At 42.8% G+C, this 13,281-nt stretch carries 15 protein-coding genes and 1 pseudogene; 12 read left to right on the top strand and 4 right to left on the bottom strand.

Features of this window, described 5'->3' with window-relative positions:
* Positions 1–63: 63 nt before the first annotated feature.
* From AC1DWN_RS08145 to AC1DWN_RS08130, 4 genes are all read left to right on the top strand, one after another.
* Positions 64–879, top strand: coding sequence for a carbohydrate ABC transporter permease (locus tag AC1DWN_RS08145; RefSeq protein ID WP_477558419.1), 816 nt, complete (start codon positions 64–66; stop codon positions 877–879).
* A 20-nt stretch (positions 880–899) separates the two neighbouring features.
* Entirely contained in the window at positions 900–2,036 is a 1,137-nt protein-coding gene (locus AC1DWN_RS08140; RefSeq protein ID WP_477558400.1) for an efflux RND transporter periplasmic adaptor subunit, read from the top strand.
* 139 nt (positions 2,037–2,175) lie between these two features.
* Entirely contained in the window at positions 2,176–2,460 is a 285-nt protein-coding gene (locus AC1DWN_RS08135) for a hypothetical protein (RefSeq protein WP_477558399.1), read from the top strand.
* A 13-nt stretch (positions 2,461–2,473) separates the two neighbouring features.
* Entirely contained in the window at positions 2,474–2,941 is a 468-nt protein-coding gene (locus AC1DWN_RS08130; RefSeq protein ID WP_477558398.1) for a type II toxin-antitoxin system VapC family toxin, read from the top strand.
* Between the two features lie 155 nt (positions 2,942–3,096).
* On the opposite strand, the gene AC1DWN_RS08125 is transcribed toward AC1DWN_RS08130, so the two are convergent.
* Complete coding sequence (locus AC1DWN_RS08125) at positions 3,097–3,912, bottom strand: AraC family transcriptional regulator (RefSeq protein WP_477558397.1); 816 nt, start codon at positions 3,910–3,912, stop codon at positions 3,097–3,099.
* A 384-nt stretch (positions 3,913–4,296) separates the two neighbouring features.
* Positions 4,297–4,662 (bottom strand): hypothetical protein, encoded by a 366-nt coding sequence (locus AC1DWN_RS08120; protein ID WP_477558396.1) that lies wholly within the window; start codon positions 4,660–4,662, stop codon positions 4,297–4,299.
* 1,289 nt (positions 4,663–5,951) lie between these two features.
* Between AC1DWN_RS08120 and AC1DWN_RS08115 the strand changes: the two genes are divergently transcribed.
* The 7 genes from AC1DWN_RS08115 (at position 5,952) to AC1DWN_RS08085 (ending at position 9,725) form a co-directional block, all read left to right on the top strand.
* Positions 5,952–6,551, top strand: coding sequence for a DUF4304 domain-containing protein (locus tag AC1DWN_RS08115; protein ID WP_477558418.1), 600 nt, complete (start codon positions 5,952–5,954; stop codon positions 6,549–6,551).
* 246 nt (positions 6,552–6,797) lie between these two features.
* The gene (locus AC1DWN_RS08110; protein ID WP_477558395.1) at positions 6,798–6,962 is read left to right on the top strand and encodes a DUF2196 domain-containing protein; all 165 of its coding nucleotides are present in this window, start codon (positions 6,798–6,800) and stop codon (positions 6,960–6,962) included.
* A gap of 114 nt (positions 6,963–7,076) precedes the next feature.
* Positions 7,077–7,490 carry a stalk domain-containing protein gene (locus AC1DWN_RS08105; RefSeq protein WP_477558394.1) on the top strand — a complete coding sequence of 138 codons (414 nt, stop codon included), beginning with the start codon at positions 7,077–7,079 and terminating at the stop codon, positions 7,488–7,490.
* 8 nt (positions 7,491–7,498) lie between these two features.
* Positions 7,499–8,200, top strand: coding sequence for a hypothetical protein (locus tag AC1DWN_RS08100; RefSeq protein WP_477558393.1), 702 nt, complete (start codon positions 7,499–7,501; stop codon positions 8,198–8,200).
* A gap of 283 nt (positions 8,201–8,483) precedes the next feature.
* Positions 8,484–8,978: a hypothetical protein gene (locus AC1DWN_RS08095; protein WP_477558392.1), complete on the top strand. Its 495-nt coding sequence runs from the start codon at positions 8,484–8,486 to the stop codon at positions 8,976–8,978.
* Positions 8,959–9,387: a transposase gene (locus tag AC1DWN_RS08090; RefSeq protein WP_477558391.1), complete on the top strand. Its 429-nt coding sequence runs from the start codon at positions 8,959–8,961 to the stop codon at positions 9,385–9,387. The genes AC1DWN_RS08095 and AC1DWN_RS08090 overlap by 20 nt, the downstream gene beginning before the upstream one ends.
* Before the next feature lie 71 nt (positions 9,388–9,458).
* Complete coding sequence (locus AC1DWN_RS08085) at positions 9,459–9,725, top strand: hypothetical protein (protein WP_477558390.1); 267 nt, start codon at positions 9,459–9,461, stop codon at positions 9,723–9,725.
* A gap of 518 nt (positions 9,726–10,243) precedes the next feature.
* Here AC1DWN_RS08085 and AC1DWN_RS08080 read toward each other — a convergent pair.
* Together AC1DWN_RS08080 and AC1DWN_RS08075 are read right to left on the bottom strand one after the other, a co-directional pair.
* Positions 10,244–10,852, bottom strand: coding sequence for a dihydrofolate reductase family protein (locus AC1DWN_RS08080; RefSeq protein WP_477558389.1), 609 nt, complete (start codon positions 10,850–10,852; stop codon positions 10,244–10,246).
* 75 nt (positions 10,853–10,927) lie between these two features.
* Positions 10,928–11,887, bottom strand: a pseudogene (locus tag AC1DWN_RS08075) (sigma-70 family RNA polymerase sigma factor); the annotation flags it as partial.
* A gap of 779 nt (positions 11,888–12,666) precedes the next feature.
* Here AC1DWN_RS08075 and AC1DWN_RS08070 point away from each other — a divergent pair.
* A complete protein-coding gene (locus AC1DWN_RS08070; RefSeq protein ID WP_477558388.1) occupies positions 12,667–13,146 on the top strand; it encodes a DinB family protein in 480 nt (159 codons plus the stop codon).
* Positions 13,147–13,281: the final 135 nt, after the last annotated feature.

Genomic DNA, 13,281 nt, shown 5'->3' with positions numbered 1-13,281 from the left:
GTGAAAGCATTGGTTTTATTTCGCAAGTTTTCGTTAACGTTGGTGATGGGGGTTATCGCCGTGATGATGCTATTTCCTATTGTGGTCACAGTCACAAACTCGTTGATGACGGAAGGCGAGATTGACCATAACTATAATCCCATTGGCAAGATGATCGATACTGCAGCCGGAGAGAAAGACAGATATGTTAACTTGAAGCTGATTCCCGATTGGCTGTCGTTCAATCAATATGCGGAAGTATTGGTTCATAAACCGATGTTCCTCCAGATGTTTTGGAACTCTGTATTTATGGTCACACCGATCATCGCCGGGCAAGTGCTAGTCGCATCTCTGGCGGCTTATGCTTTTTCCAAGCTTCGATTCTGGGGGCGGGATAAGTTGTTTGTCATTTATTTAATGACTATGCTTATGCCATTTCAAGTCACGTTGGTTCCTAATTACATTATTGTAGAGAAGCTTGGACTTATGAACACGACAAACGCAATTATCTTACCGGGAGTTTTCAGCGCTTTCGGTGTGTTTATGTTGAGACAGTTCATGTTGCATATTCCATATTCATATATCGAAGCGGCCAAAATGGATGGAGCTGGACATTTGAGGATCTTTTATAAGATAATCGTTCCTCTCATTCAGCCTGGGATCGCAGCACTGGTTGTATTGCTATTTGTTGATAATTGGAATATGGTCGAGCAGCCGCTTATTTTTCTTGAGGATTCATTCAAGCAGCCATTGTCGCTATTTTTGTCACGTATCAATGAAGGTGACCGTGGTGTTGCTTTTGCTGCATCCGCTCTATATATGGCCCCAATGGTGCTGTTGTTTTTATATGCAGAGTCCTACTTTGTTGAAGGGATTCAACTATCTGGAATTAAAGGATAATCATATGCGAGGTGATCATAATGGAATTACAACATACAGAACAAACGAGGTCTGGACGTAAGCGAATGATTAGAATGTTTTCTGGTTTGCTTATTGGCCTCCTTATTGTATTTACGCTGCTTAGCAACACGCTGATGGCTCTGACTCTACCTAAGGTTGTTGTAATAGAACCGAGTCGGGGACAGCTTCTTCATACGTTTCAAGGTAGTGGTATCTTAAAGTGGATGACAGAAGCAGCGTTAACGAATAGTACGGGGTGGAAGGTTAAGAGGGTAGAGGTTAAGGAAGGCGAGGTTGTGAAGAAAGGGCAGAAGCTGGTTCTATACGAAAGTACAGACGTGGAACAACAGATTCTGGACGAACAAGCGAGTCTCGATAAGCTTAAGCTTACAATGGAAGGACTGGAGAGTAGCTATATTGAGACTGTACATAGCGGAGATGATGAGAGCATACGCAGCGCCCAGCGTGTAATCGAGATGAGTAAAATCGATATGGGAGTCCAGCAACGAAAAATAAAAAAGTTACAGGAACACTTGACTAATAATCGCGAATTGGTTGCTCCGTTTGACGGAATCGTCACGCAAGTAAACGCGACAAACGGCCTTATTTCATCAAATGGGGGAGCGGATGTGCGTATCTCGGGCGGAAGCCTTGGATTTGAGTTTTTAGCCCCTGCCAATATAGCTGATCTGCTGGAGATAGGAGAAAAACTTGATGTTCAAGTGAATGGAAATAATGTTAAACAAGTCGAAGGCCAAATTGCAGAAATCGAATATGCAAATTCCATCGATACAGGCTCCGTAGGTGAAGGCACGACCTTGTATTCTCCGATGATGCGGATTCTGGTCACGATACAAGACGAGAGTTTGAAGGGAGGCGATAGAGTTCAGATGGAGCTGACTAAACCGACATCTACTGATGCGATATTGATATCCAATAAAGCCATCCATGAAGATGGCAGCGGAAAGTATATATTTAAAATCGAAGAACGAAGCGGTCCGCTTGGCAACACCTATTACATTCGAAGAACGTCTATTACCGTTACTGATTCCAATGAGCAAGTATCAGCCGTAACCGAAGGTGTATTCGAGCGTGAACAAATCATAGTCGAGAGCAGCGAGCCGCTGCAGGATGGCGACAAGGTTCGGATGCAGTAACAACTATCCTGGAGGGCTTGAGCTCTTCCTTTACTATGCTTCAGGAAGCTGGACGCTAGCTTTGCACCCTAGATTACCCCCTAAAATCGACAAAATTCGACGAATATTTATAATAGCCATACATAAGGAGTGAATAACGATGGTGAATAATTACAAACGCTTCATCGAAAAAGCGAAGTCTACCGCTTCCGAATTCATTTCTTCAAAAAATGAAGAAGAAGACACTTTAGAACTCAATCCGCAATATTATGTTGAGCTGAAAGCAATCGCCGATATGCAGCATACGACCGTGCAAGCGATTGTCAATAGAATCATTGTCCAATACCTGGCAAACGTCCCATACGAATCAACCCTCATCTCAGTGGATCAAAAGGAAGATAACCCTCTTCTATATTTGGATGGTATTTGCAAACTAGAGGATTAAGGAGTGCTGACATATGGATAACTACTTGAACATTCAGGATACAATTTTTTTGGATGAAACGGCTTTAGCCGCTTTAATGAACCCTGAAGACCCCCGCTATGTGAAAGCCCGTTCCCTGTTTCTGGATTTGCATGATCTGGAACGTAATTACGTGACGACCAACTCAATTATATTTGATCTTCACGAATGGCTTCGCAATGAATACAGCTATCAACAGGCAGAATTTTTTCTGAATGCAATTGATAAGGCAGTGAGTAAAGGCAAGCTGGAGGTCATCTCTAGCATTCCCGAATTTGAAAAGGAATCGCGCAGACTGCTCATGGACAGGCCTGAGCTCCGATTCTCGCTCAGTGAAGCATTCACTGCTGTGACCATGTCCTATTATCAGATAAAACGTATCTTTACTTTCAATCGCAATTACATGATGCTTGCCAATTTGGATAAGGATATTCGAATCATTCCATCCAATTCAAGACTTTAAACAAATACAGTCTGCCCTCTTTAGAGGCCGGCTGTATTTATTTCGTTGCAATGCAGTAAATTGCTTTTTCAGTCGCTTCTTGTTACACCCTCATTAACGACGAATGAGATCCTCCAATAACTCCGAATTCAAAGTGATTGTCTTCGGTATACATTTCAATGTCCCGAATCTTTTATTCTGCGAGATTTACTCGGAGACATACCAAAGTTTTTCTTATACAGCTTGGAAAAGTGGAATTCGTCATAAAAGTTTAAGTTCGCTGCAATTTCTTTGACCGTCAAGTTTGTTGTTTCGAGGGAAACCTTTGCCGACTCTAGCTTTAGCTTTAACATATAGTTACTTGGCGATAGCCCGGTTGTGGAACGAAAACGAGTAAAGAATGATGTACGAGACAAACCACTAAGTTGTATGAGATCTTCGATCCGAATCTGTTTATCCATATTTCTATGTATATAGATCAGTATTTTGTTTATCTCTGTATGACGAGAGTTAGCTGAAATTGATTGTTCCCTTGCAAAGAGAAGGAATACTTCTTGTAGCAGTATGTTGGCGGAAAATTCGTATCCAAGTGGTTGGGCAATTAGGATGTCAATTAATCGTTCACAAAGCTGTAGGGCTTCAGCAATTTTACCAGTAGTAACAACTTTAAAGACAGGAAGCTGAAGAGAGTTAAGAATGCCAATACTGCTAAAATCAAGAAAATAGAACTTCCAATCTTCATTTTTACATTTATACATAGAAGAAATATCATTCTGAACGAAAAAAAAGGTGCCTGCGTGTAGTTCATAAATGTCATCTAATACAGTTAAGGTTCCTTTTCCTTCATAAGTAATAAATAATCCTGGAGCTTCGAAACCGTTTCTTTTAGTTGTTTGATAGGTATGATTTGCTTGGACTTTCCAAATGGATATAAATTGGGAAAGCGAAAAATTACTCTCTTCTAAACGATATGGAATATTCATATATGACATTTTGATCTCCTCGAAACAGTTCTATTATACATTTTTATGTTGGATTATATCTTGAAACCACTTAGTTTTAGTACGATTATATATGTAACTCATATGAATATCCATGGGACAGATAATCTATTCCAACCGGAGTATTAACTAAAACAGAGAGGTTATGGAGGGTAACTCCTGAATAAGTAAAGGTAAGGCAGCGAAATTGGAATAATGCCTAGAATCTGTTTTAAAGGCTAGTTCCTGTGAAAATAAATGAAGTTCATCTGTGATGCCAAAATTCATATAAAAAAGCTATCCTTTCGTAATTGTACCGAAAAGAATAGCTTTTTTTCGTTTTGGATGGGTAGTATTTTCTTAGCTTGATGGGCATGTGGCGGTATCCCAAAAATGTTACTTATCAAATTTATGTTGACTAAATACAACAACAGCAACTACCAGCATAATTCCATTAACAATAAGAGCAAAAAGATTTAAAAAATCAGTGACATTTACAAAAACAACAAAAAGAGAAACTGTTATAGCAATAAGCGGAATGAATTTATTTAAATGAGTCACTGAATACTTCTTTTGGAGATGATGAAGAAAAAGGAAAATGGCTAACAATATTGGAGAAGTTACAAATACCCCTAAATAGCCCCAAGCATCTTCTATAAACCAAGGAAAAAATCTCATTCGTGAAGTAAATATTAATAAATTTAATAACAATGTTCCGATTAGTAATGAATTGAGCATAACATATTTTGTTTTATCCTTCATTTTTACTCCGCCTCTACTTTCACTATTTATTCTTTAAGTAAGTATACAAGTATAATTTTACGGACAACAGTACTAAAAATTCATAGTACCATAGAGGTTTTGTTACTATTTGTTTATTCAGCTATTCTGCCCATAAACGCAACAAAGCCACCAAATATTACTTTAGCCGCCTCATAGTGTTATCCCACTTATCAGTTCTTCGATACTCTAATGCAAGATAATTGTAGGCATTGAGTAAATCATTCCAATTTTCATCAAGCATCATCATCTTCTTATTACGTCCTCTCATCGGCTAATTGGATAAGAGGCTGGTGCAACAATCAGAGTAGGATAAATCTCCCACGAGTGCTTCCCGGAAGGGAGCGACAATCTGTGATGCACCGTGATTGTTGGAGTCAGACTAACGGATGGGCTCTAAGGCACCATAGGTTATCGACCTTCCTCTCCCAGCCATGGTAGTAGTATTGACGGATTCTGTACTCCGTTTTCATCATCTGTGGTGCAGCGTTAGCGCTGCATGTATGGCTAACGAGGAACTAGAGCTCAATAAACAACTAAGACGCGGCTCCGGCATAGATCGGCAGCCGCGTTACGCTAACGGGCAGTTTAATGGAGCGCCATGTTGAAATAAACAGCTGTTATTTATGATAGGGGTCACCGTGGAATATCTTACAAATTGTCAACTTGGCTTACTGAGTTCGTGTTTCAAATAATCATGAATCAATTTTGGAAAATATCAAAATAAAAATACGAGTAATAGACACTATATTTCCACACTCAAGTTTCAACTTTCAAAGAGCATACTTTTTGACACATAGTAATCATTTGAATGTGGTGGGGTGGTTTACATCATTTATGCACATGTCGTTTTCGTAAATGTCGTAAGCACTTTTACAGCCCGACTAAGGATGAATTGTGATGCGATACGATTACACGTAATTCCAACATATGGTACAATTGAATCCTTGAATAAGCTGATAAGAAGCGATTTTAGTGAAAGACATGCAATATTCCATTTGAAGACGGGTCAAGATGGGTTGCTTCATTTTTTACATACCAGAACATACAGACTCTCGCAGAAAAGAATCAACAAACTGGAGAGTGTTTACAAGGAAGGTATTTTTGGGGGAGTGACATGGTACTGGTGGATGAATGTAGTCGTAAACGCATTGAAGAAGTGGTTGAGCATCTAATATTCAAAGGAGATTTTGAAGTTATATTTGATAAATGTGTCAACATGGACGAATGAAGGCAGGTTTCTATCGCTAAGGGGATTGATTAGCGTGACTATGCAGAATGTATTGAAGCAAGTTGTAAAAGAAACCATAGCTCCCTTGTTTAAGGTAGAGGGGTTTAAGAAGCAGGGCAATAACTTTGCTCATGTATGCTCTGACTTCTCTGCGACAGTGAACATTCAGTCATCAAAGTGGAATACACAAGATGAAGTTGAGTTCTTTTTCAATACAGGCATTTATATAGAGAAATTATTCGGAACAGTTCATCTATATCCGAAACCATCCTTTCCAATGGAAATAAACTCAGTTTTACGGATTCGTGGCACTGAACTAACGAAAAACGATAGTTGGTACAGATTAACTATCGATACTAACGTTGAACAACTTAAACGAATGATAATGAAAGACATTACAGAGTATATACTCCCTCACCTTCGGCAATTTGAAAGTATCAACGATGTAATCAGAGTAATGGAGTTACGTGAGAAAGATGGGATTTACGAGAGTCCCCATTACTTAACGGTACTCTATTGCTCAATAGGTGACATGGAAAAAGCACAGGCACGCATGGCAAGAGTGTTTAACGAATTGAAGCTAGACTCTCAAAAAGAGTTTGCTACAGGATTGGCTAACCGATTAGGTCTACGAGTATAATTTGAAGACAAGAAACCACTCCATTATCAGAGTGGTTCTTTGTCTTTATATGTTGATGTATATTCTGTGGTCAAACCGTACTTTGTGCTAGGATACATTACGGTGAACCTTATCATAAGTAACAGCAAGTTTTTTCGGAAAAACTCGCAGGATATTCCCGCTTAGTCCGTCCGCTTAACCTTGACTGCGACGGGATCACCTGAGCGGAGGTTGTTGAACGTGATGGTGTAGTAGTGGTAAGGAGGGTTGTGTCACCCTCGAAGGTCGTTACTTTCAATGTGGCTTCCCAGTAATACTGGCCCAGTGGTGAAGGATCTGCTCAAGAAATCGGCGAAGCATCCGCACGGGATCAAGGTATGGCTGAAGGACGGACAGGTCGGTCGGGTGCAGGCGATCGTGGACAGACAGTAGGTGGGGCGGTGAAGGGATCATGACCCGGATGAGTCTGAGGTCCTTTTTTTTGTTAGGGCATGGAACTTATTTACATAAATGGCGTCTAATTCTCGTGAGAGGAGCTGATGAAGGGTGAATGGGATTGTGAATTCGCGGTGGGTTCGGATTGTGCTGGTTGCTGCTATCGGTTGGTTCGGCTTTGCCGGCATCAAGACAGTTGAAGCATCGGATTCTGCAACGGCAGGGAATATGGCCAAAATTTACCGGGTGAATCACGAGCTGACGTTCGATGTGAAGGGGAAGCGGGCAACGCTGGACGGCAAGAAGTGGGCGGGGGACCTGCCGATCATCCGGGACGGTCGCGCTTACGTTCCGCTGCGCGTCCTTCGGGATTCCGGCGCTGCCGCAGCGGTGACGTGGAACCCGACGAAGCGGCAAGCGACGATCGTGATGAACAAGAAGCTGATGCCTTCGTTCGAAGGGTTGATTTTTCTGATCGGGTCGGAAAAGCTGTACTTGCTAGATGGTCAAGAACTCTCGGGATGAACGCCTCCATGTCGGGTGGCAAGCTGAAGATCAGCTGGAGCGACAAATTCATCGAGCTGCTGAAACCAATGTGGGAGACCGAACGGGCGGAAGAGACGTTCACGATGCTATATCAGAAGGACATGAATGCGCCTCAAGTTTTCGTCGCTTTGGGAGGCGGAGCTTGGAGCGGCGCGACCGGCAAGGTGACCGGGCGGGACATCGCCATGGACGGGCGGTTGTACAACCAGATGGAGTTCACGCTTAGTCTCCGGTTGGGAGGCAATCCGCTGAACATCTCCACAAGTTCCACGGGGATGGCTCGCTTCGACATTATCAGGAGAACGGCGGACGACAATGAAGTTCCTCTGAAGGTAACTTGGGACGGACAGGCGTATGTGAAGCTCTCGTCGCCGGCGGGTTACGTAAAGGTGAAGGCGGGCGAAACGATTCCCGTGGAAGGGAGCCTCTTGAAGCCGAATCTGAATTTCGAGCAATTGAGCTTGGACATCTACAAGTTCGTCCCCGGCTCTAGGGATGGCTATCAATCGCTTGGCGGGGAGAGGACAACGATCGAGATCCAGGACAACGGTGTTTTCAACGGCAGCTTCACCTTGACCGAACCCGGCAGTTACCTGGTCAGTCTCCTAAGTCCGTCTTACATTGCGGCTTCAAGTAGGGGCCTCGCTTCCACAACGTGGGCGGAATTCGTAGTTGATGTTGTACAATAGGAATAACGGCTCAGACGGATGGCGCTGGCGGCTTCGTCCCGGCGTAAGTCTTCGACGTCCTGCCGGGTGTTGATGGTTCGCGTGTCCATCCCTCCTGTAAAAAGTTAAAGACCCCTCGCGAAAGCAATGTCATTAAGTTAAGGCGCAGGGCCAAAAATCAAGAACAAGAGCAGGTTATCGAAAAGATAGCCCGCTCTTTTTTTGCACCAAAAAGAGAAATAGGACTTGACAAGTAGATGGAAATGTGTGGCGAAGCCCCTTGAAAAACGAGGAGGTTACGCCGATGAATGTGTACGCAAATTCGCTAAAAGAAACACTGACATCCCTCATACGAGAAATGTCAGCCGCACCAGCACCTTATGTCAAAAACCCTGAAAAAGATTTTACACGAAAGAAAAAGCTGCCCTTTGAAACGGTTATGCAACTCCTGATCTCCATGGGGGGCAACAGCATATATAAGGAACTCTTGGAATCGCAGGGCTATGACGCAAACACCGCAACCACTTTTGCTTTTGTCCAACAGAGGAACAAAATCCTGCCGTCTGCTATGGAATTCTTGTTTCACGAATTTACGCAATCGTATAAGGATATCAAGGACTACCGAGGGTATCGATTACTTGCCATTGACGGTTCGGATTTGCATATCGCAACGGACTCTACGGACACGGATACCTATTTTCAAAGTCAACCGAACACGAAAGGCTTTAACCTTCTGCATTTGAATGCAGCCTATGACTTATGCAACAGACTTTACGTGGATGCCATTGTTACGGCCTGATAGAGGTTATGAAAGTTACAACAATTTCGCGCATATTGCACGCAAAGGGTGGAACTATGTCATACGGGTAAAGGATTTGGATTCCAATGGTATTCTTTCGGGCTTGCGTTTGCCCTCTAGCGGAGCGTTTGATATTGACGTTCATCTGACACTCACCAAAAAACAAACCAAAGAAGTCAAGGCTCATCCTGAGATTTACAAGTTCGTCCCTTCCACGTCTACATTTGATTTTTTGGATTTGCATGAGAACTTGTTTTACCCGATTTCCTTTCGGGTTGTTCGTTTYGTCCTGCCGAGTGGCGCTTATGAAACCGTCATTACGGATCTTTCTGCTGCTAATTTCCCGCCCGACGAAATCAAGTCCATTTATAACATGCGATGGGGCATTGAAACTCTTTCAGGGCATTAAAATACACGGTCGGYCTGGCGAATTTTCACGCAAAGAAGCAAGAGTCCATCACCCAAGAGATTTTCGCAAGAATGATCATGTACAACTTCGCTGAAATGATGACCTCGCATGTCATCATWTCCCAAATGGATAAACGGCACCCCTACCAAGTCAACTTCACGGTTGCCGTTCATGTTTGTAGACATTTCCTGCGTTCACGGGACGATGAACCCCCGACCGATGTTGAAGCGCTGATTCGCAAAAACATTTTGCCGATTCGACCCATTCGCCCAGGKCAAAAGAATACGCGCAAAATCCGCTCGAAATCATCTGTTAGCTTCGTCTACAGAGTAGCATAATTCGGTTCCCATGAACATTKTTTAAGCGGATATTCCATCCGCTTTGTTTGCTGTACGCTTTTTCCTTGMTTGCACAAAAAAACAAACGGCACAGGGCTTTTTCCCATGCCGTTTCGGATTCCATTTTTACATAATGACATTGCTTTTCGAGGGGGTCATTTTTTTTAGGAGGGATTACATGCGAACCATTAAAACTTGGCAGGACGTCTTCGACCTATATAGTGCCAAAACCATCCCCGAATCATTAGTTGAACACGTTGAAGGGTTAACTAAATGTGCTTCCTGGCCATTTTGGATACGAATATGCCTAAAGGCTAAAGCTTGCGACAACATAACATCAATCTTTTTCATAGCATGCGCGATCACTCACTGGGCGTATGTTCGTGTTTTTGATCAAAGGTTCCTTCGTAGGTAGTCAAGGTGAGCTGCCTGTCGGCGTGCTGTGTTAACAGACGGTCCATTGCACATTATCAACTGGGTAGCTGTWTGTGTTGACAGTAATGATCTGCCCGGTTGAGCTAAGCTTTAGMGGGTCTGTAGGTTACCAAGAGGGAACCAACCTTAAGTGTTTTGACGTCCACGAGATGGAATTCCTTCTGCTCATTAAAATTGTCAAACAAATGCTCACCTACGTTGACCACAACCGGGTGCATGACTATCTGATATTCGTCAATAAGATTTGCGTTTGCAAGTGATCGCACGAGCGTTGGACTACCGAAAATAACAATGTCGCCACCGTCACCATTTTTTAGGTCCTTAATTTGCTCTTCTATATTACTGCCGGTCAATTGTTTTGGAGCTTCAAATTCTCCCCATTTTAGCTTGTCGAGCGGGCGGGCGCTTGTTACAACTAGTTTGTGGGCGTTGTTTATCTTATCACCCAGGCTTGAACCTCCATCGTCCCGTTTGGACCCTCGAATAGTCGGCCACTTTCTAGAGAGGTCTTCGTAGGTTCCGCGGCCAAGCAAAATGGTATCAGCTGTCTCGAAAATATTTAATAGATACTGAGAACCTTCCTCAATGCCAGCGCTATTTCTCCAGACTGCCCAGTTGGTTTTGTCCTCGCTTGGGTCGCCAGTGACAACTCCATTAATAGTACTGTGAATGAATAGAATGATTTTACGCATGAACTATCGTCCTTTCTATCTTTGATAATCGTAATTTTGTTTCTCATTTATTTAGACGAAATTAGATTACGATATTCATCGGYGTATTTGTGCAGGWAGCCCAAATCGGGAAAATAATTTTGTATTAATGAAATTTTGGACGTGGTATATTTGCTTGTCCTTTATTTCAATAATGTGAATACCCCAGGGTACCAAGWAGGAGTCTTCACCGCTTGGCACATACTGTGCGAAAGCAGGATAACCCCCATTCGCCGTAATCGGCAAAAACCGGGATCCCTCACAATGCCAGCGTGTAAGCGCAAAAAACTTGAACAAATCGTCTTTGCCGCGTACCCACATTGCGAAAGGCGGCATTGACAGACGGCCTTCCTCATGAAACAACGCTACCAGCGCATTGATATCAAATTGTTCGAAGGCTTCCACATACCGTGATAGCAGCTCACGATCAGGTTCGACATCCATCATGCTAAACTCGTTAGAATGAAGTTTCGCTCGGTCCATCGTTTCTCTGGCTCTTTGCAGGGCGCTGTTAACCGCTGCCGGCGATATTCCTAAAGTTTCTGCGATCTGTTTGGAGGACCATTCGAATACATCCTTCAAAATAAGAACCGCACGTTGACGGGGGGGTAAGATCTGTAAGAGTGTAATAAAACAGAGTTCAAGGGTATCTTTGCGAATGAAAATATCTTCCGGACTCCCCGAGAAATCAGGGGCAGGCCAAATCCAAGCTGAGTCGGGAAACTTTTCGCGGAGTTCGACGATGAGTACCGCTGGGTCGGATAGGTCAACGGGACGCGTGCGGCGTTTGGCTTGTCTTAGCTTGTCCAGGCATAAGTTTGATGCAATACGATAAACCCATGTTTTGAATGAGGAATCCTGCCTGAATGAATGCCAACTTTGCCAAACACGAATAAAGGTTTCCTGAACAGCATCGTCTGCGTCATCGATGGATCCTAGCATTCTGTAACAGAACGATGTTAACTCAGGCTTTAAGTTCTCAAATAACTGAAGCTCTAATGCTGTTTCGTTCATCTTGRCCTCCTTTTGACGGGCGAAACACCCTTTTCACACACGCCACAGAACCGATCGTCTCCATTTAATAAGCCACTTATTAGTCTTTAATAAAATGAGAAAGCACTACCTGAATAATGGGGGGGGGAGGGACTTCCTCACGCATCTCTGAATATAACGGTAGCTTCGTCTACAGAGTAGCATAACTCGGTTCCCATGAACATTTTTTAAGAGGATATTCCATCCGCTTTGTTTGCTGTACGCTTTTTCCTTGCTTGCATAAAAAAACAAACGGCACAGGGCTTTTTCCCATGCCGTTTCGGATTCCATTTTTCCCGGTGGTGTCTCTGGGCTTAACTTAATGACATTGCTCGCGAAAGGGGTCTTTGTGTGTTACAAGATCATAATATATGCTTCCAGTTGAAGGCTTTGCGATTTTGCCGTGGAAGTCCATGCGTTAAAAGTCGGCGGGCGAAAAAACTTGCCGTTACAGACAGCGCGGAGAACCGTATCATAGGTAAAAGTGTGGGCATTCCGCTAACGGGGAACGATAGTTGAACAAAAGAAGGAGTAGTTTTGCCATGGTGAACTGTAACCCGAAAGACGGGCACTTTTTCTAAAGTGTTTATCTTTCGGGTTACAGTTCATGGCAGCTGCTCCTTCTTTCTATTAAGCTAACGGGCAGGATAGTTCAAATATAGCACATTTACTACCGAACGTATATTCGGTAGTATTGAAGAGAGCTATTATTCTAAACAGAAATGATTATCCGAATTTTTATCTATAAAAATGGAGGTTCCAATATGATTAGTTTAGGCGAAAATACGATTCTTCGTTATAAAGAATTTACAGAGTGGACGGATACCTTACATGATGTAAACGAAAGCATATGGCTACAACCGATTGCTGAAGGAAAAGCATCAGTAGGGGAAATAATTTCGCATCTTAAAAATTGGGATACATACCTTATCTCTACGATCATCCCAGCGATTAAAAATGGAGAAGGAATGGTATTTCCGGATTTCGATTCGTTTAACAAAATTGCGTATGAATACGCCAGATCGGGAATTTCTAAAGATCGTCTGCTCGATGAATATAAACAAACTCGCCTTCAACTGGTTGAAAAACTTTTAACTGAGCCTGACGTTGCTGCTAAACATGTTACTGCAGGTGGAGTAGAAATTTGCCCACATACTGGCACACCCTATTCTCTGCTTTACATCATTCACGAATTTAACGATCACGACAATCATCATAGAAATCAAATTTTAACGGTAATATAGCTCTTTCCGCTAACGGGAAACGATAGTTCAATAAATTAAACAAAAAGCATTATGCTAATAACCTTCGCGATGTAAGGAGGAGAAGCGAAATGGAATTTTACTTAGTAATTTTAGCGATAGGATTCATTTGTTTAG

It is taken from the genome of Paenibacillus sp. P4_A7, assembly GCF_056402455.1.
Note: the sequence above shows the minus strand (reverse complement) of the source record. Positions and strands in the feature narration are given on the sequence as shown.